Annotated in this window: 21 protein-coding genes; 11 read left to right on the top strand and 10 right to left on the bottom strand. The window is 70.0% G+C overall.

Going from position 1 to position 24,802, the window contains the following annotated elements:
- Positions 1 to 46: 46 nt before the first annotated feature.
- Positions 47 to 472 carry a MarR family winged helix-turn-helix transcriptional regulator gene (locus tag EDD90_RS08100; RefSeq protein WP_123972422.1) on the bottom strand — a complete coding sequence of 142 codons (426 nt, stop codon included), beginning with the start codon at positions 470 to 472 and terminating at the stop codon, positions 47 to 49.
- 61 nt (positions 473 to 533) lie between these two features.
- Here EDD90_RS08100 and EDD90_RS08105 point away from each other — a divergent pair, with 61 nt between their 5' ends.
- A complete protein-coding gene (locus EDD90_RS08105) occupies positions 534 to 1,463 on the top strand; it encodes an LLM class flavin-dependent oxidoreductase (protein ID WP_221305079.1) in 930 nt (309 codons plus the stop codon).
- Here EDD90_RS08105 and EDD90_RS08110 read toward each other — a convergent pair.
- From EDD90_RS08110 to sucC, 3 genes are read right to left on the bottom strand one after another with little or no spacing between them, the layout of a single operon-like run.
- Entirely contained in the window at positions 1,453 to 3,006 is a 1,554-nt protein-coding gene (locus EDD90_RS08110; protein ID WP_123972423.1) for an aldehyde dehydrogenase family protein, read from the bottom strand. The two genes, EDD90_RS08105 and EDD90_RS08110, sit on opposite strands and share 11 nt — an antisense overlap.
- 3 nt (positions 3,007 to 3,009) lie before the next feature.
- Positions 3,010 to 3,906 (bottom strand): succinate--CoA ligase subunit alpha, encoded by an 897-nt coding sequence (gene sucD / locus EDD90_RS08115; RefSeq protein ID WP_123972424.1) that lies wholly within the window; start codon positions 3,904 to 3,906, stop codon positions 3,010 to 3,012.
- 11 nt (positions 3,907 to 3,917) lie between these two features.
- The gene (gene sucC, locus EDD90_RS08120) at positions 3,918 to 5,048 is read right to left on the bottom strand and encodes an ADP-forming succinate--CoA ligase subunit beta (RefSeq protein WP_123972425.1); all 1,131 of its coding nucleotides are present in this window, start codon (positions 5,046 to 5,048) and stop codon (positions 3,918 to 3,920) included.
- A gap of 166 nt (positions 5,049 to 5,214) precedes the next feature.
- On the opposite strand from sucC, the gene EDD90_RS08125 reads away from it, so the two are divergent.
- From EDD90_RS08125 to EDD90_RS08145, 5 genes are all read left to right on the top strand, one after another.
- Complete coding sequence (locus EDD90_RS08125) at positions 5,215 to 6,897, top strand: thiamine pyrophosphate-binding protein (RefSeq protein ID WP_123972426.1); 1,683 nt, start codon at positions 5,215 to 5,217, stop codon at positions 6,895 to 6,897.
- A 12-nt stretch (positions 6,898 to 6,909) separates the two neighbouring features.
- Complete coding sequence (frc, locus tag EDD90_RS08130) at positions 6,910 to 8,142, top strand: formyl-CoA transferase (protein ID WP_123972427.1); 1,233 nt, start codon at positions 6,910 to 6,912, stop codon at positions 8,140 to 8,142.
- Between the two features lie 4 nt (positions 8,143 to 8,146).
- The gene (locus EDD90_RS08135) at positions 8,147 to 10,291 is read left to right on the top strand and encodes an acetate--CoA ligase family protein (protein ID WP_123972428.1); all 2,145 of its coding nucleotides are present in this window, start codon (positions 8,147 to 8,149) and stop codon (positions 10,289 to 10,291) included.
- Between the two features lie 126 nt (positions 10,292 to 10,417).
- Positions 10,418 to 11,806, top strand: coding sequence for an OFA family MFS transporter (locus EDD90_RS08140; protein WP_123972429.1), 1,389 nt, complete (start codon positions 10,418 to 10,420; stop codon positions 11,804 to 11,806).
- Between the two features lies 1 nt (position 11,807).
- Positions 11,808 to 13,214 carry an OFA family MFS transporter gene (locus EDD90_RS08145; RefSeq protein WP_123972430.1) on the top strand — a complete coding sequence of 469 codons (1,407 nt, stop codon included), beginning with the start codon at positions 11,808 to 11,810 and terminating at the stop codon, positions 13,212 to 13,214.
- A 51-nt stretch (positions 13,215 to 13,265) separates the two neighbouring features.
- On the opposite strand, the gene EDD90_RS08150 is transcribed toward EDD90_RS08145, so the two are convergent.
- The 6 genes from EDD90_RS08150 to EDD90_RS08165 all read right to left on the bottom strand — a co-directional run bounded on the left by EDD90_RS08150 (position 13,266) and on the right by EDD90_RS08165 (position 18,092).
- Positions 13,266 to 14,210 carry a caspase, EACC1-associated type gene (locus EDD90_RS08150; protein ID WP_185148984.1) on the bottom strand — a complete coding sequence of 315 codons (945 nt, stop codon included), beginning with the start codon at positions 14,208 to 14,210 and terminating at the stop codon, positions 13,266 to 13,268.
- 16 nt (positions 14,211 to 14,226) lie between these two features.
- Complete coding sequence (locus EDD90_RS55195; protein ID WP_260328697.1) at positions 14,227 to 14,565, bottom strand: effector-associated constant component EACC1; 339 nt, start codon at positions 14,563 to 14,565, stop codon at positions 14,227 to 14,229.
- 163 nt (positions 14,566 to 14,728) lie between these two features.
- Complete coding sequence (locus EDD90_RS08155) at positions 14,729 to 15,406, bottom strand: GntR family transcriptional regulator (protein WP_123972432.1); 678 nt, start codon at positions 15,404 to 15,406, stop codon at positions 14,729 to 14,731.
- Positions 15,407 to 15,557: 151 nt separating this feature from the next.
- Positions 15,558 to 16,505: a beta-ketoacyl-ACP synthase III gene (locus tag EDD90_RS08160; RefSeq protein ID WP_123972433.1), complete on the bottom strand. Its 948-nt coding sequence runs from the start codon at positions 16,503 to 16,505 to the stop codon at positions 15,558 to 15,560.
- A gap of 149 nt (positions 16,506 to 16,654) precedes the next feature.
- Complete coding sequence (locus EDD90_RS56950; protein ID WP_260327728.1) at positions 16,655 to 16,789, bottom strand: hypothetical protein; 135 nt, start codon at positions 16,787 to 16,789, stop codon at positions 16,655 to 16,657.
- Positions 16,764 to 18,092 carry an OFA family MFS transporter gene (locus EDD90_RS08165; protein ID WP_123972434.1) on the bottom strand — a complete coding sequence of 443 codons (1,329 nt, stop codon included), beginning with the start codon at positions 18,090 to 18,092 and terminating at the stop codon, positions 16,764 to 16,766. Before EDD90_RS08165 ends, EDD90_RS56950 begins: the two co-directional genes overlap by 26 nt.
- 227 nt (positions 18,093 to 18,319) lie before the next feature.
- Between EDD90_RS08165 and EDD90_RS08170 the strand changes: the two genes are divergently transcribed.
- From EDD90_RS08170 to fdhD, 5 genes are read left to right on the top strand one after another with little or no spacing between them, the layout of a single operon-like run.
- The gene (locus EDD90_RS08170) at positions 18,320 to 19,291 is read left to right on the top strand and encodes a 2-dehydropantoate 2-reductase (protein WP_123972435.1); all 972 of its coding nucleotides are present in this window, start codon (positions 18,320 to 18,322) and stop codon (positions 19,289 to 19,291) included.
- On the top strand, positions 19,288 to 21,207 hold the full coding sequence (locus EDD90_RS08175; RefSeq protein ID WP_123972436.1) for a molybdopterin oxidoreductase family protein: 1,920 nt from the start codon (positions 19,288 to 19,290) through the stop codon (positions 21,205 to 21,207). The genes EDD90_RS08170 and EDD90_RS08175 overlap by 4 nt, the downstream gene beginning before the upstream one ends.
- Positions 21,208 to 21,212: 5 nt before the next feature.
- Positions 21,213 to 23,039 carry an NADH-ubiquinone oxidoreductase-F iron-sulfur binding region domain-containing protein gene (locus EDD90_RS08180; RefSeq protein ID WP_123981013.1) on the top strand — a complete coding sequence of 609 codons (1,827 nt, stop codon included), beginning with the start codon at positions 21,213 to 21,215 and terminating at the stop codon, positions 23,037 to 23,039.
- Positions 23,036 to 23,896, top strand: coding sequence for a 2Fe-2S iron-sulfur cluster-binding protein (locus EDD90_RS08185; protein WP_123972437.1), 861 nt, complete (start codon positions 23,036 to 23,038; stop codon positions 23,894 to 23,896). The genes EDD90_RS08180 and EDD90_RS08185 overlap by 4 nt, the downstream gene beginning before the upstream one ends.
- A 7-nt stretch (positions 23,897 to 23,903) precedes the next feature.
- The gene (gene fdhD, locus EDD90_RS08190; RefSeq protein ID WP_123972438.1) at positions 23,904 to 24,752 is read left to right on the top strand and encodes a formate dehydrogenase accessory sulfurtransferase FdhD; all 849 of its coding nucleotides are present in this window, start codon (positions 23,904 to 23,906) and stop codon (positions 24,750 to 24,752) included.
- The last annotated feature ends 50 nt before the right edge of the window (positions 24,753 to 24,802 follow it).

Below are 24,802 nucleotides of genomic sequence, written 5' to 3' on the forward strand. Positions count from 1 at the left end.
GGCGTCTACGCAGGTCGGGCGCTCGTCACCACCCGTGGCCGGGTCGTCACCGGGCAGCCAGCAGCGCCTGTAGTGCGCGGACGAGCGTCGCGGCCGTCTCGTCGTCCAGAGGCGCGAGGAAGCGGCGTTCGGCGGCCCGCCGCGCGTCCTCGGCACGCCCCATCCGCTCACGCCCGGTGTCCGTCAGTTCGACGATGTTGCGCCGCCGGTCCTGCGGGCTGCGCCGGCGCTCGACCAGCCCCCGCCGCTCCAGGCCGTCGAGCAGGGCGACCATCGTCGTGCGGTCCACCCCGAGCCGCCCCGCAACCTCGATCTGGGACAGCGGTTCGGCTCCGGCGAGCACCACCAGGACCGCCAGCTCGTGCCCGTCCATGCCGTACGGCGCGAGCGTCTCGGCCGAGGTCCGCGCCAGCTCCGCCTGGACGTGCTTGAGGAGGTATCCGAGCCGGGATTCGAGGGGGTCGCTGGCCATGCCGTAGACGATATCGAAAACTGATCGTCAGTAGCGCTGATGATTTAATAGGCTGACGGTCATGACGATCGTGACGACCGGGACGCCTGTGCGCTTCGGCATCAAGACCACGCCCATGCACGTTCCCTACGACGACATCCGCCGTGTCTGGCAGGAGGCGGACGCGGTGCCGGAGATAGCGGACGCCTGGCTCTGGGACCATCTGCTGCCGGTGGCCGGGCCCAGGGACGGCGCCGTCCACGAGGGCTGGACGCTGCTCTCCGCCCTGGCCGCGCAGACCGAGCGGCTGCGGCTGGGGCTGCTGGTCACCAGCAACCGGATCCGGCCGCCCGCCCTCCTCGGCAAGATGGCCTCCACCGTGGACGTGATCTCGGGCGGCCGGCTGGTCCTCGGGCTGGGCGTCGGCGGGACGCACCAGCCGCCCGGGGCGGGCGGGATCGCCGGGGAGAATCCGGCGGTCGCCGAGTACGAGGCGTACGGCCTCACGCTCGTGCCGCCCGCCGAGGGCATCGCCAGGCTGGACGAAACGGTGCGGATCCTGCGGCTGATGTGGACCCGGGACGTCTTCGACTTCGAGGGCGCGCACTACCGGCTCAACGGGACCCGGAACGAGCCCAAGCCGGTGCAGCGCCCCGGGCCCCCGCTGCTGATCGGCGGCTGGGGCACCCGGCTGCTGCGGCTGGTCGCCGAACACGCGGACGTCTGGAACGTGCCCGGGCCGCCGCACAACACCGTGGAGTTCGTCGCCGAGCGGGCCGGGGTGCTGGACGCGCACTGCGCCGAACTGGGCCGGGATCCGGCGGAGATCCTCCGCTCGGTCCAGGTCCTGGTGTCGTACGACGACCCGGCGGCGACCCGGGCCACGGTCATCGCCCTCGTCCGCGCCGGGATGAACCACATCGTGCTGAGCCTGCCGCGCCCCTATCCGCAGGGCGTGGCCCGCAGACTCGCCGAGGAGGTCATCGCACCCGTACGTGCCGTCATGGGATGAGCTGATACTCCGGGAAGTTCCCCGGCAGCCGCTCCCCCACCGGCCCCTGCGTCACCGCGCGCACCAGCAGCTCCCCGCCGACGAAGGCCCCCCGCCAGGACGCGCCGAAGCCGCCGAACAACTCGTCGCGGTCCCCGCGTGAACGCGGCTTTCCGTGCCCGACCTTGAAGGCGCGGATCTGCGGGGCCAGCCGCGCGAAGGTGGCCTCGTCGTCGGTGGAGAGCGTGGCGACCAGCGCGCCGTTGGAGGCGTTCATGGCGGCCAGCAGTTCGGCCTCCGTGTCGACCAGGACGATCGTGTCGACCGGGCCGAAGGGTTCCGCGTGGTGCAGCGGGGAGGACCGGGGCGGGTCGAGGAGCGTGACCGGGTGGACGTACGACGAGGTGTCCTGGCCGGGCAGGAAGCGCGCGTCGGCCGCGCGGCCGCGGTGCAGCGGGACGGCGCCGCGGTCGACGGCCTCGGCCACCTGGTCGGTGAGTTCCTTGGCCTTGGCCGCGTTGATCACCGGCCCGAAGTCCAGCTCGGGCAGCGGGTCCCCGGGGTCGGAGACCGCGAGGGGGTGGCCGATCCGCAGCCCGCGCACCGCCGGGAGGTACGCCGTGAGGAACTCGTCGAACAGCTCGCGCTGGACGACGAAGCGCGGGTAGGCGGTGCAGCGCTGTTTGCCGTAGTCGAAGAGCCCCGGGACGACGGCGGTGAACCCGGCCCAGTCGGTGAAGTTCCAGATGCCCCAGGTGTTGAGTCCCTCCTGTTCGAGTACATGTCGCTTGCCGAGGTCGGCGACGGCGGTGGCCACCGCGGCCCCCGTGTCCCGGCCGCCGACGAAGGAGACGCAGCCGATCTCCGGCGCCCGCACCAGCGCCTCGGACAGCTCGCCCCCGCTGCCGCTGAGGAGCGTGACCGGCAGGCCCTCGCGGGCGGCCAGCGCGCAGGCCAGAGTGAGACAGGCGACCCCGCCGTCGGTCGGGGTCTTCGCCACCACCGCGTTGCCGGCCAGAGCCTGGACCAGTACCGCGTGAACGAGCACGCTCATCGGGTAGTTCCAGCTGGCGATGTTGGACACCGGCCCGTCCAGCGGCGCCCGCCCTGCGAGCATCGGCTCGATGCCGTCGGCGTACCAGCGCACCCCGTCGATCGCCCGGTCCACGTCCGCCCGGGCGAGCCGCCAGGGCTTGCCGATCTCCCAGACGAGGAGCAGGGCGAGGAGTTCGCGGTGTTCGGCCAGAGCGTCCAGGGTGGCGGCCACCCTGGCCCTGCGCTCCTCCAGAGGGATGTGCCGCCAGGCGCGGTGCTGGTCGAGACAGGCGCGGACGGCCCGGCGGGCGGTGTCGCCGTCGAGGCGTGGGGCGCCGGCGACGGGGCTGCCGTCGACGGGGCTGGTCGCGGGCAGCGGGCGGCCGTCGGGCTGCCAGGCCGCGGCCCAGAGGTTGAGGACACGGTCGTCACGGAAGGCCTCGGGGGCGACGGCGAGACAGCGCGCCCAGGCGTCGCTCCAGCCGGTGCCGGGCTTGCGGACCAGCGGGACCGGAGAGGCGAGGGCCATGGCTCAGCTCCCTTCCGGCTGCCGGGCGTCGAGCAGCTCCAGGACCAGCCGGGCCGTCTCGGTCGGTGTGCTCCCCACCCGCACCCCGGCCGCCTCCAGCGCCTCCCGCTTGGCCCGGGCGGTCCCGGCCGAACCGGACACGATGGCGCCCGCGTGCCCCATGGTGCGGCCCTCGGGCGCGGTGAACCCGGCGATGTAGCCGACGACCGGCTTGGTCACGTGGTCCCGGACGTAGGCGGCGGCCCGTTCCTCCGCGTCACCGCCGATCTCCCCGATGAGGACGACGAGTTCGGTGTCAGGATCCTCCTGGAAGGCTGCCAGGCAGTCGATATGGCTCGTACCGACGACCGGGTCACCGCCGATCCCGACGCAGCTGGAGAAGCCGATATCCCGCAGTTCGTACATGAGTTGGTAGGTCAGCGTGCCCGACTTGGAGACGAGACCGAGCCGCCCGGGCTTGGTGATGTCGGCCGGGATGATGCCCGCGTCGGACTGGCCCGGTGTGATCAGTCCGGGGCAGTTGGGGCCGATGACCCGGGTGCCCTTGGCACGGGCGTACGAGGTGAAGGCCACCGAGTCGTGGACCGGGATGCCCTCGGTGATCACCACCGCGAGGCCGATTCCGGCGTCGGCGGCCTCCAGCACCGCCGCCTTGGCGAACGCGGGCGGCACGAAGACGACGGTGACGTCGGCGCCGGTCGCCGCCATGCCCTCGGCGACGGTGCCGTAGACCGGGACGGCACGGTCGTCGAAGTCCACGGTCCGGCCGGCCTTGCGCGGGTTGACCCCACAGACGACGTCCGTCCCGGCGGCCAGCATCCGCCGGGTGTGCTTCATGCCCTCGCCGCCGGTCATGCCCTGGACGAGAACCTTGCTCTCCTTGGTGAGATAGATCGCCATGTCCCGGCTCCTCAGGCGCTGTGGGCGAGTTCGGCGGCGCGGCGGGCAGCGCCGTCCATGGTGGTGGCCTGTTCGACCAGGGGGTGCGCGCGTGCGTCGAGGATCGCCCGGCCGCGCGCCGCGTTGTTGCCGTCGAGGCGGACCACCAGCGGCTTGGTCAGCCGGACCGTCTCCAGTGCCCGCACGATCCCGTCGGCGACCGCGTCGCAGGCCGTGATTCCGCCGAAGACGTTGACGAACACGGACTTCACGGCCGGGTCGGAGAGGATCACCGAGAGCCCGTCGGCCATGATCTGGGCGGACGCCCCGCCGCCGATGTCAAGAAAGTCGGCTGGTCGCGCGCCGCAGCCGGCCACCACGTCGAGGGTGGACATCACCAGGCCCGCGCCGTTGCCGATGATGCCGACCTCGCCGTCCAGCTTGACGTAGTTGAGGCCCTTCGCGGCGGCCGTCGCCTCCAGCGGGTCGTGGTGCTCGCCCTCCTCGGCACCCCAACGGGACTGCCGGAAGCGGGCGTTGTCATCGAGGGTGACCTTGCCGTCGAGGGCCAGGATCCGGCCCTGCCGGGTGCGTACGAGCGGGTTCACCTCGACGAGCAAGGCGTCCTCACGGACGAGCACGTCCCACAGCCGTACGAGGACGTCGACGGTCTGCGGTGGCAGCCCGGCCGCCTCGGCGATCTCGCCCGCCTTCGCCGATGTGACACCCCTGGCGGGGTCGACGGGGACACGGGCCACCGCCTTGGGCCGGGTCGCGGCCACCTCCTCGATCTCCATGCCGCCCTCGGCCGACGCGATCGCCAGGAAGCCGCCGGCCGCCCGGTCGAGGACGTAGGAGACGTAGAACTCGCTCTCGATGTCGACGGGTTGGGCCAGCATCACCTTGCCGACCGTGTGCCCCTTGATGGCCATGCCGAGGATCTGACGCGCGGTCAACTCGGCTGCGGCCGGGTCCGCGGCGAGCTTCACCCCGCCCGCCTTGCCCCGACCGCCCGTTTTCACCTGGGCCTTCACCACCACTCGCCCGCCGAGCCTGCGGGCGATCTCCCGGGCCTCCTTGGGCGAGTCGGTGACCTCGGCCCTCGGCACCAAGATGCCGTGTTCCTCGAAGAGTTCCCTTGCCTGGTGTTCGTACAGGTCCATTTCGGCTCCTGTCTTGAAAGTGCCGCACGCCCCCTGGACACCACCCACCGGATGCGGGATAACAAGGTTCATACAGTATTCGTCGACTGTATGCAATATACGAACGGCATCCCGGACGCCATCCCAGACGGCATTCCACCCCCTACGAAGGGACAAGGACTTCGCCATGCCCGACGACACCCAGGACGTGATTTCCGGTGGTCATCTCGTTGCGAAGGCACTGAAGGCCGAGGGGGTCGACCGCATCTACACGCTGTGCGGCGGCCACGTCATCGACATCTACGACGGCTGCGTCGACGAGGGCATAGAAGTCGTCGACGTCCGCCATGAGCAGGTGGCCGCCCACGCCGCCGACGGCTACGCGCGCATCACCGGCAAGCCCGGGTGCGCGGTCGTCACCGCCGGCCCCGGTACGACCGACGCCGTCACCGGGGTCGCCAACGCCTTCCGCGCGGAGTCCCCGATGCTGCTGATCGGCGGCCAGGGGGCGCACTCCCAGCACAAGATGGGGTCGCTGCAGGACCTGCCGCACGTCGACATGATGACGCCGATCACCAAGTTCGCGGCGACCGTCCCGGACACCGCGCGCGCCGCCGACATGGTCTCCATGGCGTTCCGCGAGTGTTACCACGGCGCGCCCGGCCCCTCCTTCCTGGAGATCCCGCGCGACGTCCTGGACGCCAAGGTCCCGGCGGAGAAGGCGCGCATCCCGAAGCCGGGCGCCTACCGCGCCTCCACCCGCTCCGCCGGTGACCCCGAGGCTGTCGAGAAACTCGCCGACCTCCTCGTCCACGCCGAGAAACCCGCCATCCTGCTGGGCAGCCAGGTCTGGACGACCCGGGGCACCGCCGCCGCCATCGACCTCGTCCGCACCCTCAACATCCCCGCCTACATGAACGGCGCCGGACGCGGCACCCTGCCCCCCGGCGACCCGCACCACTTCCAACTCTCCCGCCGGTACGCCTTCTCCAACGCCGATGTCATCGTGATCGTCGGCACGCCCTTCGACTTCCGCATGGGCTACGGCAAGCGCCTCTCCCCCACCGCGACGGTCGTCCAGATCGACCTCGACTACCGCACGGTCGGCAAGAACCGGGACATCGACCTCGGGATCGTCGGCGACGCGGGCCTGGTGCTGAAGTCGGTGACCGAGGCGGCCTCCGGACGCGTCAACGGGGGTGCGTCCAGGCGCAAGGAGTGGCTCGACGAGCTGCGCGCCGCCGAGCAGACCGCGCTGGAGAAGCGGCTCCCCAGCCTCAGGTCGGACGCCTCCCCCATCCACCCGTACCGCCTGGTCAGCGAGATCAACGACTTCCTCACCGAGGACTCGATCTACATCGGCGACGGCGGCGACATCGTCACCTTCTCGGGGCAGGTGGTCCAGCCCAAGTCCCCTGGCCACTGGATGGATCCGGGCCCCCTCGGCACCCTCGGCGTCGGCGTCCCCTTCGTGCTCGCCGCCAAACAGGCCCGCCCCGACAAGGAGGTGGTCGCCCTCTTCGGCGACGGCGCCTTCTCGCTCACCGGCTGGGACTTCGAGACCCTGGTCCGCTACGACCTCCCCTTCGTCGGGATCGTCGGCAACAACTCCTCGATGAACCAGATCCGTTACGGCCAGGCCGCGAAGTACGGCAAGGAGCGCGAACGGGTCGGCAACACCCTCGGGGACGTCCACTACGACAAGTTCGCCCAGCTGCTGGGCGGTTACGGCGAGGAGGTCCGCGACCCCGCCGACATCGGCCCCGCCCTGCGCCGGGCCCGCGAGTCGGGCAAGCCGTCCCTGATCAACGTCTGGGTCGACCCGGACGCGTACGCCCCCGGAACCATGAACCAGACCATGTACAAGTGAGGTGGAACGCCCATGACCACCAAGGCACTTGAGGGCATTCGCGTCCTCGACATGACCCACGTCCAGTCCGGCCCCTCCGCCACCCAGCTGCTCGCCTGGCTCGGCGCGGACGTGGTCAAGCTGGAGGCGCCGACCGGTGACATCACGCGCAGGCAGCTGCGCGACCTCCCGGACGTCGACTCCCTCTACTTCACGATGCTCAACTGCAACAAGCGGAGCATCACCCTCAACACCAAGACCGAGCGCGGCAAGGAGCTCCTGACCGAGCTGATCCGCCGCTCGGACGTGATGGTGGAGAACTTCGGCCCGGGCGCGGTCGACCGGATGGGGTTCGCCTGGGACCGCATCAAGGAGATCAACCCACGGATCGTCTACGCCTCCATCAAGGGGTTCGGGGACGGCCCGTACACCGACTTCAAGGCGTACGAGGTCGTTGCCCAGGCGATGGGCGGGTCGATGTCGACCACCGGCTTCGAGGACGGCCCGCCGCTGGCCACGGGCGCGCAGATCGGCGACTCGGGCACGGGCGTGCATACAGTGGCCGGGATACTGGCGGCACTCTTCCAGCGGGAGCGCACCGGCCGCGGCCAGCGCGTCAACGTCGCCATGCAGCACGCCGTGCTCAACCTCTGCCGGGTCAAGCTCCGCGACCAGCAGCGACTCACCCACGGCCGGCTTGCCGAGTACCCGAACGAGGACTTCGGCGACGAGGTGCCCCGCTCCGGAAACGCCTCCGGCGGCGGCCAGCCCGGCTGGGCCGTCAAGTGCGCGCCGGGCGGCCCCAACGACTATGTGTACGTCATCGTGCAGCCCGTCGGCTGGCAGCCCATCACCCATCTCATCGGCCGGCCCGAGCTGGCGGAGGACCCCGAGTGGGCGACCCCGGAGGCCCGCCTCCCCAAGCTCAACAAGATGTTCCAGCTGATCGAGGAGTGGTCCTCGACACTCCCGAAGTGGGAGGTGCTGGAGCGGCTCAACGCCCACAACATCCCGTGCGGGCCGATCCTGTCCACCAAGGAGATCATCGAGGACGAGTCGCTGGTCGCCAACGAGATGGTGGTCACCGTCCCGCACCCCGAGCGCGGCGAGTTCATCACCGTCGGGAGCCCGCTCAAGCTCTCCGACTCCCCGGTCGAGGTCACCGGTTCGCCGCTGCTCGGCGAGCACAACGAAGCTGTCTACATCGGCGAACTGGGCCTCGGTGGCGAGGAGTTGCGCCTGCTCAAGTCGAACGGAGTGATCTGACGTGATGGCAGAGGACCGGGAACTGCGGGTCCGTGCGCTCCTCGACTCCGTGCGGGCCGAGGGTCGTACCGCACTCACCGCGCCCGAGGGCAAGATGGTCGCCGACGCGTACGGGATCGCCGTACCGGGCGAGGAGTTGGCGACGGACGTGGACGAGGCGGTGGCGTACGCGGCACGCTTCGGCGGACCGGTCGTCATGAAGATCGTCTCGCCGGACATCCTGCACAAGACCGACGCGGGCGGGGTGGTCGTCGGCGTCGAGGGCGCCGCGGACGTGCGGGCCGCCTTCCACCGGATCATCGAGAACGCGAAGGCCTACGACGCGCGGGCCCGGATCGAAGGCGTCCAGGTCCAGGAGTTGCTCCCCAAGGGCCAGGAGGTCATCGTCGGTGCGGTCACCGACCCGACCTTCGGGAAGGTCGTCGCCTTCGGGCTCGGCGGGGTGCTGGTCGAGGTACTGAAGGACGTGACCTTCCGGCTCGCGCCCGTCATCGCCGACGAGGCGCTGTCGATGCTGGACTCCATCAGGGCGGCCGAGGTGCTGCGCGGGGTGCGCGGTCAGGCCGGCGTGGACCGCTGGGCGATCGCCGAGCAGATCCGCCGGGTCTCCCAACTCGTCGCGGACTTCGCGGAGATCGCCGAGGTGGACCTCAACCCGGTGATCGCCACACCGGAGGGCGCGGTCGCCGCCGACATCCGGATCATCCTCGCCGACCAGGTACCGGCGGCCCGTCGGCGGTATGGACGCGACGAAATCCTGGCGACCATGCGCCGGTTGATGCAGCCCCGCTCGGTCGCCGTGATCGGCGCCTCCAACGAGCGGGGCAAGATCGGCAATTCGGTGATGCGCAACCTCGTCGACGGCGGTTTCGCCGGGGAGATCCATCCGGTGAACCCCAAGGCCGATGACGTTCTGGGCCGCAAGGCGTACAAGAGTGTCACGGACGTTCCCGGTGAGGTGGATGTGGCCGTCTTCGCCATTCCCGCCAGGTTCGTGGCAGCGGCGCTGGAGGAGGTGGGCCGGAAGAGGATCCCCAACGCCGTCCTCATCCCCTCGGGCTTCGCCGAGACCGGCGAAGGCGAACTCCAGGCCGAGATCGTCGCGATCGGCGAACGGTACGGCATCCGTCTCCTCGGCCCGAACATCTACGGCTACTACTCCACCTGGCAGGACCTGTGCGCCACGTTCTGCACGCCGTACGACGTGAAGGGCGGGGTGGCACTGACGTCCCAGTCGGGCGGGATCGGCATGGCGATCCTGGGCTTCGCACGCACCACCAAGACGGGTGTGTCGGCGATCGTAGGCCTCGGCAACAAGTCGGACCTGGACGAGGACGACCTGCTCACCTGGTTCGGTGAGGACCCGCACACCAAGTGCATCGCGATGCACCTGGAGGACCTCAAGGACGGCCGCGCGTTCGTGGAAGCGGCGCGGAACACCGTACCGAGGAAGCCGGTTGTGGTCCTGAAGGCGGGCCGTACGGCCGCCGGTGCCAGGGCGGCCGGTTCGCACACGGGCGCGCTCGCGGGCGACGACGCGGTGTACGACGACATCCTGCGGCAGGCGGGCGTCATCCGGGCGCCGGGCCTGAACGACATGCTGGAGTACGCGCGCGGCCTGCCGGTGCTGCCCGCCCCACAGGGCGACAACATCGTGATCATCACGGGAGCGGGCGGCAGCGGCGTGCTGCTGTCGGACGCGGTGACCGACAACGGGCTGGCCCTGATGGAGATCCCGCCGGACCTCGACGAGGCGTTCCGGCGCTTCATCCCGCCGTTCGGCGCCGCCGGCAACCCGGTCGACATCACAGGCGGCGAGCCGCCGTCGACGTACGAGGCGACGATCCGGCTCGGTCTTGAGGACCCGCGGATCCACGCACTCGTCCTCGGCTACTGGCACACCATCGTCACCCCGCCGATGGTCTTCGCCGAACTGACGGCCCGGGTGGTCGCGGAGTTCCGGGAGCGGGGGATCGAGAAGCCGGTCGTCGCCTCGCTCGCGGGGGACGTCGAGGTCGAGGAGGCCTGCCAGTACCTGTACGAGCGGGGAGTCGTGGCGTACCCGTACACGACCGAACGGCCGGTGGCCGTGCTCGGCGCCAAGTACCGCTGGGCGCGGGCGGCCGGACTGCTGGGGGGCGCGTCATGACGTAGCCGAGGAAGGGGCCGGCCGGCGGAGCGCGTCCTCGGCCGGCCCCGGGACCCGTGCGCGCGCGAAAGGCATTGGACAGGGGGCGCTGGCCAGAGCTTTCGACGCAAGGGGTGCTGAGCGAACATGTCATCCATCGATCTATCGGCGTCCGTCCCTTTCAGGGAGGTGACGGACCGCAACGGCCGCAGGTACCGGATCGGCGAGACAGATGTCGATCTCATGGGCCGGACAAGGAAATGGATGGTCATCCTGCCCTGGGTGGGCATGATGGGCATCAGCTCCGCCGAGTACGCGTTCACGTCGGCGGAGGAGACGCTCCACGAGGCGCATCTGTGGAGCAGCGGGCACATCTTCTGGCTGATGGGCGTCTGGGTGTTCTTCCAGGCGGCCGTGGCCTTCCCGGCCGGGCAGTTGCGGGAGAGCGGACGGCTTCCCGCCCGTACGGCCATGCTGATCGGCGCGGCCGGCACGCTGCTGGGCTATGTGTCGCTGGCGTTCGCGCCGAACGTGGTCGTCGCCTATCTCGGCTTCGGCATGTGCAGCGGCATCGGCGCCGGTCTGGTCTACGCGACCTGCGTCAACATGGTCGGCAAGTGGTACCCGGAACGCAAGGGCGGCAAGACGGGCTTCGTGAACGGCGGTTTCGCCTATGGGTCCGCGCCCTTCGTCTTCCTCTTCACCTCGGTGCTCGACCTGAGCAACTACAAGGTGGTCCTGTCCGCGGTCGGCATCGGTCTGTGCCTGGTGGTGGCGTCGGCCGGCTGGTTCTTCAGGGACCCGCCGAAGAACTGGTGGCCGCCGCACATCGATCCGCTGAGAGCCAGTCAGGATCCGCGCATAAGGCGGGCGTTGGAGAAGAACCCGCCGGCGATCAAGCAGTACACACCCAAGGAGGCCGCCCGTACCCCCGTCCTGTGGATGATGTGGTTCTGTCTGCTCTGCACGGCCGGGATCAATATCTTCGGCATCGCCTTCCAGGTGCCGTTCGGCAAGGACATGGGCTTCGCGGGCGGGATCGTGGCCACGGCCATGTCCCTGAAGGCGATCGTCAACGGCACCGGACGCGGGGTCATCGGCTGGATCTCCGACCGCTACGGCCGCCGCAACACCCTGATCATCGTCTGCATCGTGCTCGGCACGGCACAGTTCGGAGTCCTGGCGTCCGGCCAGATGCACAGCATGCCGTTCTTCCTGTTCTGCTCCATGGTCTCCGGCTTCGGCGGCGGGGCGATCTTCCCGCTCTTCGCGGCCATGACGGCGGACTACTTCGGTGAGAACAACAACGCCACCAACTACGGGATGGTCTACAGCTCCAAGCTGATATCCGGCCTGGTGGGCTCCGGTCTGGGCGCGGTCGTCGTCGGTGAGTGGGACTACCACGGCGCGTTCGTGCTCGCGGGCTCCGTCGGCCTGGCCTCCGCAGTGCTGGCGCTCTTCCTCAAGGCACCGGGCAGGCCCAGCGCCCGGCGCATCGTCCCCAACCCGCAACCGCTCGGCGAGGAGATGGCGTGACATGTCGGCAGAACCTGTAGCCACGAACAGCACCGACGCCGGACGACGCCCGTACCGCGAGGTCACGGACGCCCGCGGCCGCGTCTACCGGATCGGCGAGACCGACCGGGACATCCTCGGCCACTCCCGCAACCTCATGGTGTATCTCCCGTGGGTCGCCATGATGGCCATCAGCGTCTTCGAGTACGCGTACGGCTCCGCGGAGGACACCCTGTCCCACGCGCACGGCTGGACGCAGTCCAACACGTTCTGGATCCTGAGCATCTGGGTGTTCTTCCAGGCCGGCATCGCGTTCCCGGCGGGCTGGCTGCGGGAGAAGGGCATCCTCACGGCCCGCCGGGCGATGTACACCGGCTCCGTGATGTGCCTGATCGGCTTCCTGGCCCTCTCCCACATCAGCGAGATCTGGCTGGCGATCATAGGTTTCGGTGTGATCGGCGGCCTCGGCTCGGGCCTTGTCTACGCGACCTGCATCAACATGGTCGGCAAGTGGTTCCCCGAACGCAGGGGCGCCCGCACGGGTTTCGTGAACGGCGGCTTCGCCTACGGCTCACTCCCGTTCATCTTCATCTTCAACTACGCCTTCGACACGGCGAACTACCACCGGGTCCTGGACCTGATCGGCGTGTACGTGATGGTCGTCGTCCTGGTCTCGGCGTTCTTCTTCAAGGACCCGCCGAAGAACTGGTGGCCGGCCGACATTGACCCGCTCACGCACGCCGGCGGCTCCAGGACCGGGACGGCCCTCGTCAAGAACCCGCCCGCGGTACGCCAGTTCACCCCGAAGGAAGCGATCCGCACCGGCATGCTCCCGCTGATGTGGATCTCGATCGTCATGACGGCAGGCGTCTCGATCTTCGGCATCTCGTTCCAGGTGGACTTCGCGAAGGACGTGGGCTTCGGCCCCCTCGTCGCCGCCTCCTCCATGGGCGTGATGGCGGTCATCAACGGCGTGGGCCGAGGTGTGGTCGGCTGGCTCTCGGACCGCTTCGGCCGCAAGCCGACCCTGGTCTTCGTCATAGTGGTCCTGGGCCTCGCCCAGTTCGGCGTGATCTGGGCCGGCGACGTCAAGAGCGAATGGCTGTTCCTGTTCTTCGCCTTCCTCTCCGGCTTCGGCGGCGGCGCCTTCTACCCGCTCTTCGCCGCCCTCACCCCGGACTACTTCGGCGAGAACTACAACGCCACCAACTACGGCCTCGTCTACAGCGGCAAACTCATCAGCGGCCTCTTCGGCGGCGGCCTCGGCTCCATGGTGGTCGGCGCCTGGGGCTACAACGGCGCGTACGCCCTGGCGGGCGGCGTCTCGATGGTGGCGGCGGGGGTGGCGCTGCTGTTGCGGCAGCCGGGCTCGGCCGCAGGAGGCGCCGCGCGGCTGAGGCGGTCGCGTACGGCGGAGGCGACCACATAGGTCTCCGGGACCGGCGGGGCCTGCGCAGATGCGGGGCCCCGCTTGTCTCGTTCAGCCGTCGCCTTGCCTGAGCGAGGCGGTGTCCGCCGCTATCTTCGCGAACAGCTCGGCCGCGTGGGCCAGCCACATCCGTTGGTCGCCGGGTTCGACCAGCGGGTCCCTGCCGAGTTCGTTGACCCGCAGCGCGAACTCCGAACGCGCGGCCAGCCCTTCGGGAGTGAGCGCGGTGCCGTAAGCCGGGTTGCGTACCAGTGCCAGCCGTCCGTGGTGGTCCGAGGTGCGCTGGTGCGGGCGTGGCAGCTTGCCGTTCGCGTCCTGCGGGGTGGCATTCCGTGTGGTGGGCAGCACCACCGAGAGATGCTGGAACACCGTGTGCAGGTCCAGGTATTCGGGTCCGTCAGGGATCCCGTTCTCGAACAGCCTGAGCAGACTGCCGGTGAACCCGGTGTGCCTGTCTGTCAGTTGGTACCGCGCGGGCTTGACCCGGTCCGTGGCACACAGCAGGTGCATGTTGCCGGCGCCGGGGCTGTCGAGCGCCCGGCTGGCGAAGCAGCAGTCGAGGACGACGACCGTCTGTTTGGCCCGCAGACAGTGGAGACGGCTGAGTACGGAGCTGACCGGCAGGCCGGTGCGGACTGCCTCTGTACCGTTGTCGACGGAACCGGTGAGGGCCAGGAACAGCTCCCGGCGTCCGCTTTCCTCGCCGGAGCAGTCCATGCCATGACCGACGTAGTAGAAGAGGACCACATCCGGTGCCGACCCCGCCATGTGGTCCAGTGTCGAGAGAACCTCGTCCGTGGAGCTCGGATCGACGATCTTGAGGACACGTTCCTTCTCGAAGAGTCCCCAGGCTCCACTCAGTGCCGTCGCGAGATCGTCGATACTGGAGTCCGCCTGGGGAATCGCCGACAGACCGCTGGCCGGCGTATGCCGGGAGGTGCCCATCAGGACGGCCCAGGAACGCTCGCTGTCAATCAGCCGCGTAAGCCACGGCATGGTCATCGTGTTCCCTTCACGTCGCGCAGTCCCTGCGGAACCGGGCTTCGACCTCGCTGGCCTCCGCGGCCGTCCGCACGGTCGCCGAGAAGGTGGAGCCGTTGGCACAGGGCACATGGACCGTGAACGCGCAATTCCCCTGCCCTCGGTCCAGCCAGGTCCGCGCAGCCGCCAGGACCGCCGTGATGAGCGGGGTCGAGTCCACCAGCACCCGCACCACGTCCACGATGACACCCTGGTCCCCCGCAGGCGTCGGGGGCCCGCTGACGGAGATCGTGGCTCGGGTCAGGTTGTCGTCCTCGGACAACCACTGCCCCAGGCGCCTCGCCCCGTCCCCCTCGAACTTGAAGATCATCTCGGACAAGCCAGCCCCCTGGAGTCAGCACCGGACGACGACAAGCTGTGTGGCACCGTTCCCTGACTGCGACGGATTTCAGAGAGTAGCCAGCCGAACGCCCTTTGACTACACGGCAGTTCAACTCGCCCACGAAGCCCCCGTGCTCAGCCGGTACGCAGTCTCAGTCCTGCGCCCGCTCGTGGTACGACCGCCGCGTGTGCTCGGTGTGTTCGCGCATCAGGCTGGTCGCGAGCTGCTCGTCCCGGGTCGTGATCGCCGCTATCAGTTCACGGTGTTCGATCCAGGACTGGCGGCCCCGCTGGCGGGCCACCGGGGTGTAGTACCAGCGGACCCGGCGGTCGACCTGGGCGGCGAGTTCGGCGAGGACCGTGTTGCCGGCAAGGGTCATGATCTTGGCGTGGAAGGCCGCGTTCAGGGCGACGGCCGTGTCCACGTCGTCCGCGGTGACCGCCTTCTCGCCCTCGACGCAGAGCGATTCCAGCGCGGCCACTCCCGCCTTGTCCGCGTTGGCCGCCGCCAGGCGCGCCGCCTCCGCCTCCAACAGGGTGCGGACGGTGAGGAGTTGGTCGGCCTCCTCCTCCGTCGGCTCATGGACGAACGCGCCCTGGGCGGGCCGCAGATCGACCCAGCCCTCGGTGTTCAGCCGCTGCAGCGCCTCGCGGACCGGCTGCCGGGAGACGCCGAGGTGACCGGCGAGTTCGCTCTCGACTAGGTGCTGGCCCGGCTGGAGGGCACGGGTGGTGATGAGCTCCAGCAGGGCCTCGTACACGCGGTCGCGGAGCGGGCCGGGGCGTTCCAGCTTCGGCACCGCGCCCTGCGGCAGCCCGGCAGACAACATCGGCTTCCCCCTCCTCGGCGGACGCGCAGAGAGTCAGTGCAGAGAGTCAATCCAGTATCGATTGTCTTTCGTCTACAGTCTACGGTGCACAAGGCCGGAGGAAGCAGGAGTTGGGCGCCTCACCGCGGGACACACGCCCCTCGTCGGCGCCTCAGGGGCAGCGCACGACCTGCCCGGCGTACGACAGGTTGCCGCCGAAGCCGAACAGCAGGACCGGGTCGCCGCCGGAGACACGGCCCTGTTCGACGAGCTTGGAGAGCGCGAGCGGGATGCTCGCGGCCGACGTGTTCCCCGATTCGGTGACATCACGGGCGACGACCGCGTTGACCGCACCGATCTTCGCCGCGAGCGGCTCGATGATCCGCAGGTTGGCCTGGTGCAGGACGACGGCCGCCAGGTCGGCGGGGGCGATCCCGGCCTTCTCGCAGGCACGCCGGGCGATGGGCGGCAGCTGGGTGGTGGCCCAGCGGTAGACGCTCTGCCCCTCCTGCGCGAACCGGGGCGGGGTGCCCTCGATCCGTACGGCGTGGCTCATCTCGGGGACGGAACCCCACAGGACCGGTCCGATCCCGGGCTCCTCGCCCGGTCCGCACGCCTCGACCACGGCCGCGCCGGCCCCGTCGCCGACCAGGACACACGTCGTACGGTCGGTCCAGTCCGTGACCTCGGACATCTTGTCGGCGCCGATGACCAGGGCCCGGGTGGCGGCGCCCGCCCGGACGGTGTGGTCGGCGGTGGCGAGCGCGTGGGTGAAGCCGGCGCACACGACGTTGATGTCCATCGCGGCGGGCTGCGGGATGCCGAGGCGGGCCGCGACGCGCGCGGCCATGTTCGGGGAGCGGTCGATCGCGGTGGAGGTGGCGACCAGGACCAGGTCGATGTCCGCGGGGGTGAGGCCGGCCGCGGCGAGGGCCTTGGCGGCGGCGTGCGCGGCCAGCTCGTCGACGGGTTCGTCGGGGCCCGCGATGTGCCGGGTGTTGATGCCCACCCGGCTGCGGATCCACTCGTCACTGGTGTCGACCATGCTCGCCAGGTCCTCGTTGGTGAGTACCCTGGCGGGCTGGTAGTGGCCGACGGCGGCGATGCGCGAGCCGTTCATGGGTGGTGGATCCCCCTCGTTGCCTCGGTGTGCGGGCCCACCAGTCTGTTCAGTGACTCACGGGTACGACGGCACGTAAGGCCACAGGAAACGGGCGCCCGAGTTGTCGGCTTCTTGCAGACCATCGGACGCCCGGACATGCTTCCGGTTCAGCCGTTGAACAGCTGTGTCGCCTTCTGTATGAGTTCGTACACACCGTAGGCGAAGGGCGCGCCCACCCAGATCCAGGCGAGCGCGATCAGCCAGCGGCGGTCGGGCTCAGGCCGGCTGCTGTCGTTCGACATCGACTGCCTCCCTCGGGGCGGGGATGTGGTGGCGGGCGTCGACCGGCCGGACCAGTTCGTTGGCGACGAAGCCGACCACGAGCAGGCCGATCATGATGCCGAAGGACAGGGTGTACAGGTCCGAGCCGTGCTTGCCGGCGGCCTTCTGGTGGTCGGCGATCCAGTTGACGATCAGCGGTCCGAGCACACCGGCGAGGGACCAGGCGGTGAGCAGCCGGCCGTGGATGGCGCCGACCTGGTAGGTGCCGAAGAGGTCCTTGAGGTAGGCGGGGACGGTGGCGAAGCCGCCGCCGTAGAAAGAGAGGATCACCAGCGCGCAGAGGATGAACAGCGGTTTGGAGGAGTCGCCGAAGAGGGTGATCAGCAGGTACATCAGGGCGCCGACGCCGAGGTAGACACGGTAGATGTTCTTGCGGCCGATCAGGTCGGACGTGGACGACCAGCCGATACGGCCGGCCATGTTGGCGGCGGACAGCAGGGCGACAAAGCCGGCCGCCGCGGACACCGTCACCGGGGTGGAGCTGCCGGCGAAGAAGTCCGTGATCATCGGGGCGGCCTTCTCCAGTATGCCGATGCCCGCGGTCACGTTCATGCAGAGCACGACCCACAGGCACCAGAACTGCGGGGTGCGGATCGCGCTGTTCGCGGAGACCTGCACGCCCTCGTAGGCGCTCGGCGCGTCCGCGACCGGCTTCTCGGTGCGGGGGACACGGACCAGCAGCACGCCGAGGGTCATGAAGACGGCGTACGACAGCCCGTGCACCAGGAAGGCGAGGGCGATGCCATCGTTGTCACTGCCGAAGGACGAGAGCATCTGCGCGGACCAGGGCGAGGCGATCAGCGCGCCGCCGCCGAAGCCCATGATGGCGATGCCGGTGGCCATACCGGGGCGGTCCGGGAACCACTTGATCAGTGTGGAGACGGGCGAGATGTAGCCGATGCCGAGGCCGATGCCGCCGACGAAGCCGTAGCCGAGGACGATCAGCCAGAACTGCTTGGTCTCGGCGCCGAGGGCGGAGATCAGGAAGCCGGAGGAGAAGCAGATCAGGGCCACCGTCATGGCCCAGCGCGGTCCGTTGCGCTCGACCAGGGTGCCGCCGAACGCGGCCGACAGGCCGAGCATCACGATCGCGAGCTGGAAGGGCAGCGCGCTCTCGGTGCCGTTCAGGTTCAGCGCGGATTCGAGCGGCGGCTTGAACACGCTCCAGGCGTATGCCTGGCCGATGGAGAGATGGACGGAGAGGGCGGCGGGCGGGACGAGCCAGCGGCTCCAGCCCGGCGGCGCTACAGGGGGGCTGCTCATGAGTCCCGAACGGTACGGCCACGTCCGGTAGTTGAGAACCCGACGACTCGATCGTATGCGGTGAGCGGTATCCAGAATGCGCCGAACGGTCACTGTCCGAACCCTTGTCGCCGTCAACTCCATACTGTAGACAATATTTCGTCGACATGATGCGGCCGATGCCTGACACGATCCGGCCTTCCCCGAGGCCACCTCCGCGGTATCCCTCAAACCGAACGGAGCGTTCCGTGAAAGTCGCAGTCCTCGGCGCCGGTGCGATCGGCGCCTACGTCGGTGCCGCGCTCCACCGCGCGGGCGCCGATGTCCATCTCATCGCCCGTGGACCCCATCTGGCGGCCATGAGGCAGTACGGAGTACGGGTGCTGAGCCCGCGCGGCGACTTCACCGCGCACACCCACGCCACCGACGACCCGGCCGAGGTGGGCCCGGTCGATTATGTCTTCCTGGGTCTGAAGGCCAACTCGTACGCGGCGTGTGGGCCGCTGATCGAGCCGCTGCTCGACGAGCGCACGGCGGTGGTCGCGGCCCAGAACGGCATCCCCTGGTGGTACTTCCACCGCCACGGCGGCCCCTACGACGGCCACCGCGTCGAGAGCGTCGACCCGGGCGGTGCCGTCAGCGCCGTGCTCGCCCCCGAACGCGCCGTCGGCTGTGTGGTCTACGCGGCCACCGAGCTCGAAGCCCCGGGCGTGGTACGGCACTTGGAGGGCACCCGGTTCTCGGTCGGCGAGCCCGACCGCAGTATGTCCACGCGCTGTCTGCGGTTCAGCGAGGCCATGCAGGCCGGCGGACTGAAGTGCCCGGTGGAACCGGGCCTGCGCAACGACATCTGGCTCAAGCTGCTCGGCAACATCTCCTTCAACCCGATCAGCGCACTGGCCCGCGCCACCATGCGGCAGATGTGCCTGCACGGCGGCACCCGCCGGGTCATCGAGATCATGATGCGCGAGACGCTCGACGTGGCCGAGGCGCTCGGCTGCGAGGTCGGTGTCTCCATAGAACGCCGGCTCGCGGGCGCCGAGAAGGTCGGCGACCACCGCACCTCCACGCTCCAGGACCTGGAGCGCGGCAAGCCGCTGGAACTCGACGTGCTGCTCGCGGCCGTCGTCGAGCTGGCGGAGATCACCGGCGTGGAGGTACCCACCCTGCGCACCGTGCACGCCATCTCGGACCTGCTCGCGCTGAGGAGCGCCGCATGAGGAAACGGCAGCCGAAGACCTACACCCGGCTCACCCACCCGCTGGTACGGGACTCCCGTGACGAGCGGTTCCGGCAGGCGAGTTGGCAGGAGGCCCTGGACCGGGCGGCCCGTGGCCTGGAGCGCAACCGCGATGCGTTCGGGATGTTCTCCTGCGCCCGCGCCACCAACGAGATGAACTACGTGGCCCAGAAGTTCGCCCGGGTGGTGATGGGCACCAACAACGTCGACTCCTGCAACCGGACCTGTCACGCCCCGAGCGTGGCCGGTCTGAGCGCCGCCTTCGGCTCCGGCGGCGGCACCTCCTCGTACGAGGAGATCGAGCACACCGACGTCATCGTGATGTGGGGCTCCAACGCCCGCTTCGCGCACCCGATCTTCTTCCAGCACGTGCTGAAGGGGATCCGGAACGGCGCCCGGATGTACGCGGTGGACCCGCGCCGTACCTCGACCGCCGAGTGGGCGGAGAGCTGGCTCGGGCTGAACGTCGGCACGGACATCCCGATGGCGCACGCGATCGGCCGGGAGATCATCCACGCGGGGCTGGCCAACGAGGCGTTCGTCGAGCGGGCGACGACCGGCTTCGAGGAGTACCGGGCGCTGGTCGAGCCGTGGACACTGTCGCTCGCGGAGAAGGTGACCGGCGTACCGGCCGCCGCCATAAGGGAGTTGGCGCACGCCTACGCCCGCGCCGAGCGCGCCCAGCTGTGCTGGACCCTCGGCATCACCGAGCACCACAACGGCACCGACAACGTCCGCGCCCTGATCAACCTCTCGCTGCTCACCGGCCAGGTGGGCCGGTGGGGCGCCGGGCTGCAGCCGCTGCGCGGTCAGAACAACGTGCAGGGCGGCGGCGACATGGGCGCGATCCCCAACCGCCTGCCCGGCTTCCAGGACATCCTCGACCCCGGTATCCGGCTGAAGTTCGAGTCCGCCTGGGACACGGTGATCCAGCCGCACTACGGGCTGAACCTCACCGAGATGTTCGAGGCGATGGAGGAGGGCTCGCTGAAAGCGGTCTACTGCATCGGCGAGAACCCGGCCCAGTCGGAGGCGGACAGCGAACAGGCCTTACGACGGCTCCGGGTCCTCGACTTCCTCGTCGTCCAGGACATCTTCCTCACGAGGACGGCCGAGTTGGCGGACGTGGTGCTGCCCGCGACCGCCGGCTGGGCGGAGACCGAGGGCACGACGACCAACAGTGAGCGCCGGGTTCAGCGGGTACGCCGTGCGGTCACCCCGCCCGGCGAGGCCCGCGAGGACATCGACATCCTCTGTGACCTGGCGGCCCGGCTCGGCCACGACTGGAAGTACGCGGACGCGGAGGCCGTCTGGAACGAACTCCGCTCGGTCTCCCCGGACCACTACGGTATGACGTACGACCGGCTCACCGAGCACCAGGGCATCCAGTGGCCGTGCCCGAGCACCGAGCGTCTCGAACCGACGTACCTGCACGGCCGGTTGTGGGAGAAGGACCCGGCGAGGCGCGGTCTGCCGGCCCCGTTCGGGCTGGTCCGGCACGATCCGCCGGTCGATCTCACCGACGAGGAGTACCCGATCCGGCTCACCACCGGGCGACGGCTCGACTCCTACAACACCGGTGTGCAGAGCGGGGGTTACGCCTCCCCGCTGCGGCGCGGCGAGTACGTCGAGCTGTGCCCGGAGGACGCCGAGCGGTATGGGGTGACCGTCGGCGAGGAGGTCCGGGTGTCCTCGCGGCGGGGCGCGGTCGTGGCGCCGGTCTGGGTCGACACGGCCCTGCGCCCCGGGCTCGCCTTCATGACCATGCACTTTCCCGACGAGGTCGACACCAACCAGCTGACGATCGAGGCCAACTGCCCGATCGCGGGGACGGCCGAGTTCAAGGCGTCGGCTATCCGTATCGAGAAGCTCCCGGTCGCGACCATCGTGAGGTGACACAAGTGGACCTGCACTTCGGCGACAGCAGACCGACGGACGACGAACGGGCCGCCGTGGACGCCTTGCTGGGCCCTCCGGAGTCCTCCTGGGAGGGCGCCGACCGCACCGACGCGGATCTGCGCTGGGCGCGCGGCGGCCGCGAGGCCCGGGACCGCCGGGACCTGCTGCTGCCGGGGCTGCATGCCCTCAACGACCGGATCGGCTGGATCAGCGAGGGCGCCCTCGACTACCTGTGCCGCCGTCTGACGGTCCCCCCGGCCGAGGCCTACGGCGTCGCCACCTTCTACGCCATGTTCTCCGTCAGGCCCCGCCCGGCCACCGTCCTGCACATCTGCACGGACCTGGCGTGCACGGCGGCCGGGGCGGCCGGGCTGTGCGACGGGGCGGAGGCGGCTCTCGGCCCTGGGGTGCACGTCGAGCGCAGCCCGTGCCTGGGCCTGTGCGAGCGCGCCCCGGCGGCCCTCGCCGTCCGGGCGGGCGACCCGGTGCGTACGGCGGTGTCGGCCCCGGCTACCGTCGAGGCGGCCGTCCTCGCGGCCACCGCACCGGACTCGGCGCCGCAGGAACCGCCGGCGGCGACGGCCGTGCCCCAGGCGGGTCAGGAGGGTCAGGAGGGTCTGATCCTGTTGAAACGGGTCGGCGTGGTCGATCCGTCGTCCCTCGACGACTACCGGGCGAACGGCGGCTGCACCGCCCTGCGCCGCGCCTTCGAGCTCGGGCCGGCCGGGGTCATCCGCGAGGTCACCGACTCCGGTCTGGTCGGGCGCGGCGGGGCCGCCTTCCCCACCGGCCGCAAATGGCAGGCCACGGCGTCCCAGCCGGACCGTCCGCACTACCTGGTCTGCAACGCCGACGAATCCGAGCCGGGCACCTTCAAGGACCGCGTGATCATGGAGGGCGATCCGTACGCGCTGGTCGAGGCGATGACGATCGCGGCGTATGCGATCGGCGCGCACCGGGGTCTCGTCTACATCCGCGGTGAGTATCCGCGAGCGATACATCGCATACAGCATGCGGTCGACCAGGCGCGCGCCCGTGGCTTACTCGGCGACGACGTCCTCGGGCAGGGGTTCGCCTTCGACATCGAGATCCGGCGGGGTGCGGGGGCGTACATCTGCGGTGAGGAGACGGCCCTGTTCAACTCGATCGAGGGGTACCGGGGCGAGCCGCGTTCCAAGCCGCCGTTCCCCGTGGAGAAGGGGCTGTTCGGGAAGCCGACGGTCGAGAACAACGTGGAGACGCTGGTCAACGTCCTGCCGATCCTGACCATGGGCGCGCCGGCGTACGCGGCGATCGGGACGGAGCGGTCGACCGGTCCGAAGCTGTTCTGTGTGTCCGGGTGCGTGGCCCGGCCGGGCGTCTACGAACTCCCCTTCGGTGCGACGCTCGGCGAGCTCCTCCGGCTGGCCGGGGTGCGGGACGGGTTGCGGGCGGTGCTGCTCGGCGGCGCCGCGGGCGGCTTCGTACGGCCGGACGAACTCGGCATCCCGCTCACCTTCGAAGGCACCCGGGAGGCCGGCACCACACTCGGCTCGGGCGTGGTGATGGCCTTCGACGACACCGTGCCGCTCCCTGGGCTCCTGCTCCGGATAGCCCGGTTCTTCCGGGAGGAGTCCTGTGGGCAGTGCGTGCCGTGCCGGGTCGGGACGGTCCGGCAGGAGGAGGCGCTGCACCGGATCGTGACACGCACGGGCGCCGACGCGGCCGGGGACATCGCCCTGCTGCGCGAGGTCGGCCGGGCGATGCGGGACGCCTCGATCTGCGGTCTCGGGCAGACCGCCTGGAACGCCGTGGAATCCGCCATCGACCGTCTGGGGGCGTACGAATGACCGTCACACCGCTGGGGATCCCGCGCCGGCTGCTGGAGTTCACGATCGACGGCCAGGAGGTGCGGGTCCCGGAGTGCTCGACGATCCTGGACGCGTGCCGGACGGCAGGCAAGGACGTCCCGACGCTGTGCGAGGGGGACACCCTGCGCCCGAAGAACGCCTGCCGGGTGTGTGTGGTGGAGGTGGAGGGGTCCCGGACGCTGGTGCCCGCCTGCTCCCGGAAGGCCGAGCCTGGGATGGTCGTGAAGACCGGCACCGAACGCGTCCGGCACAGCCGGAAGCTCGTGCTGGAGCTACTGGCCTCCTCGGTGGACCTGTCGACGACCCCGCGCGCCGCCGAATGGATCAAGGAGTACGAGGCGAAGCCGGACCGCTTCGGCCCCGACGCGGCCCGGCTCGATGAGGAACCCAGGGTCGACAACGATCTGTACGTCCGCGACTACGGCAAGTGCATCCTCTGCTACAAGTGCGTGGACGCCTGTGGCGACCAGTGGCAGAACAGTTTCGCGATATCCGTCTCCGGGCGCGGTTTCGACGCCCGGATCGCCGTCGAGCACGACGCCCCGCTGACCGACTCGGCGTGCGTCTACTGCGGGAACTGCGTGGAGGTCTGTCCCACCGGGGCGCTGTCGTTCAAGTCGGAGTTCGACATGCGGGCGGCCGGCACCTGGGACGAGTCTCGGCATACGGAGACGACGACCGTGTGCGCGTACTGCGGTGTGGGCTGCAACCTCACGCTCCACGTGCAGGACAATGAGATAGTCAAGGTCACCTCGCCGCACGACAACCCGGTGACCCACGGCAATCTCTGCATCAAGGGCCGTTTCGGCTACCAGCACGTACAGAACCGGGGCTGATCAGGACATGGGACGAGTCACGGAACGACGCAAGGTCATCCGCATCCGCGACGGAGCGGTCTCCGCCCGGCCGGACACGCTCGTCGCCGAGGAACCGCTGGAGATCAGACTCAACGGGAAACCTCTCGCGATCACCATGCGCACACCCGGCGACGACTTCGCGCTGGCCGCCGGGTTCCTGGTGAGCGAGGGGGTGCTGGCGGCCGCCGACGACCTGCAGAACATCGTCTACTGCGCGGGCGCCACGGTCGACGGCTCCAACACCTACAACGTCGTCGACGTGCGCACCACGCCGGGCGTCCAGCTGCCCGACTTCACCCTGGAGCGGAACGTCTACACCTCCTCGTCGTGCGGGCTGTGCGGCAAGGCGAGCCTGGACGCGGTGCGTACGACGGCTCGCTGGCCGATAGCCGACACTCCCCCGGTCCGGGTCACACCCGAGCTGCTCGCGAGCCTCCCCGACCGGCTCCGCGCGTCGCAGCGGGTGTTCGACCGGACCGGGGGGCTGCACGCGGCGGCGCTGTTCTCGGAGGACGGCGAACTGCTGGACATCCGTGAGGACGTGGGTCGGCACAACGCGGTGGACAAGCTGGTGGGCCGGGCGCTGCAGAACGGTCAGCTGCCGTTGTCCCGCACCATCCTCCTGGTCTCCGGGCGGGCCTCCTTCGAGCTGGCGCAGAAGGCCGTGATGGCGGGCATCCCGGTGCTTGCGGCGGTCTCGGCGCCGTCGTCGCTGGCGGTGGACCTGGCGGCGGAAACCGGTCTGACCCTGGTCGGTTTCCTGCGGGGCAGCAACATGAACGTGTACGCGGGCGAGGACCGTATCGCCCTGCGGGCCGCGGCCGCCCAGGGCTGACCGGTTCCCCGCGACACGGCGGCGGGGCCCCGACCGGCGGGGAGCGCCCC

It is taken from the genome of Streptomyces sp. Ag109_O5-1 (assembly GCF_003814875.1).
GTDB lineage: Bacteria > Actinomycetota > Actinomycetes > Streptomycetales > Streptomycetaceae > Streptomyces > Streptomyces sasae.

Excerpts from the sequence above, each read along its gene's own strand:
- EDD90_RS08100 (WP_123972422.1), bottom strand. The coding sequence starts at position 472 with ATGGCCAGCGACCCCCTCGAATCCCGGCTCGGATACCTCCTCAAGCAC.
- EDD90_RS08105 (WP_221305079.1), top strand. The coding sequence starts at position 534 with ATGACGATCGTGACGACCGGGACGCCTGTGCGCTTCGGCATCAAGACC.
- EDD90_RS08110 (WP_123972423.1), bottom strand. The coding sequence starts at position 3,006 with ATGGCCCTCGCCTCTCCGGTCCCGCTGGTCCGCAAGCCCGGCACCGGC.
- sucD (WP_123972424.1), bottom strand. The coding sequence starts at position 3,906 with ATGGCGATCTATCTCACCAAGGAGAGCAAGGTTCTCGTCCAGGGCATG.
- sucC (WP_123972425.1), bottom strand. The coding sequence starts at position 5,048 with ATGGACCTGTACGAACACCAGGCAAGGGAACTCTTCGAGGAACACGGC.
- EDD90_RS08125 (WP_123972426.1), top strand. The coding sequence starts at position 5,215 with ATGCCCGACGACACCCAGGACGTGATTTCCGGTGGTCATCTCGTTGCG.
- frc (WP_123972427.1), top strand. The coding sequence starts at position 6,910 with ATGACCACCAAGGCACTTGAGGGCATTCGCGTCCTCGACATGACCCAC.
- EDD90_RS08135 (WP_123972428.1), top strand. The coding sequence starts at position 8,147 with ATGGCAGAGGACCGGGAACTGCGGGTCCGTGCGCTCCTCGACTCCGTG.
- EDD90_RS08140 (WP_123972429.1), top strand. The coding sequence starts at position 10,418 with ATGTCATCCATCGATCTATCGGCGTCCGTCCCTTTCAGGGAGGTGACG.
- EDD90_RS08145 (WP_123972430.1), top strand. The coding sequence starts at position 11,808 with ATGTCGGCAGAACCTGTAGCCACGAACAGCACCGACGCCGGACGACGC.
- EDD90_RS08150 (WP_185148984.1), bottom strand. The coding sequence starts at position 14,210 with ATGCCGTGGCTTACGCGGCTGATTGACAGCGAGCGTTCCTGGGCCGTC.
- EDD90_RS55195 (WP_260328697.1), bottom strand. The coding sequence starts at position 14,565 with ATGATCTTCAAGTTCGAGGGGGACGGGGCGAGGCGCCTGGGGCAGTGG.
- EDD90_RS08155 (WP_123972432.1), bottom strand. The coding sequence starts at position 15,406 with ATGTTGTCTGCCGGGCTGCCGCAGGGCGCGGTGCCGAAGCTGGAACGC.
- EDD90_RS08160 (WP_123972433.1), bottom strand. The coding sequence starts at position 16,505 with ATGAACGGCTCGCGCATCGCCGCCGTCGGCCACTACCAGCCCGCCAGG.
- EDD90_RS56950 (WP_260327728.1), bottom strand. The coding sequence starts at position 16,789 with ATGTCGAACGACAGCAGCCGGCCTGAGCCCGACCGCCGCTGGCTGATC.
- EDD90_RS08165 (WP_123972434.1), bottom strand. The coding sequence starts at position 18,092 with ATGAGCAGCCCCCCTGTAGCGCCGCCGGGCTGGAGCCGCTGGCTCGTC.
- EDD90_RS08175 (WP_123972436.1), top strand. The coding sequence starts at position 19,288 with ATGAGGAAACGGCAGCCGAAGACCTACACCCGGCTCACCCACCCGCTG.
- EDD90_RS08185 (WP_123972437.1), top strand. The coding sequence starts at position 23,036 with ATGACCGTCACACCGCTGGGGATCCCGCGCCGGCTGCTGGAGTTCACG.
- fdhD (WP_123972438.1), top strand. The coding sequence starts at position 23,904 with ATGGGACGAGTCACGGAACGACGCAAGGTCATCCGCATCCGCGACGGA.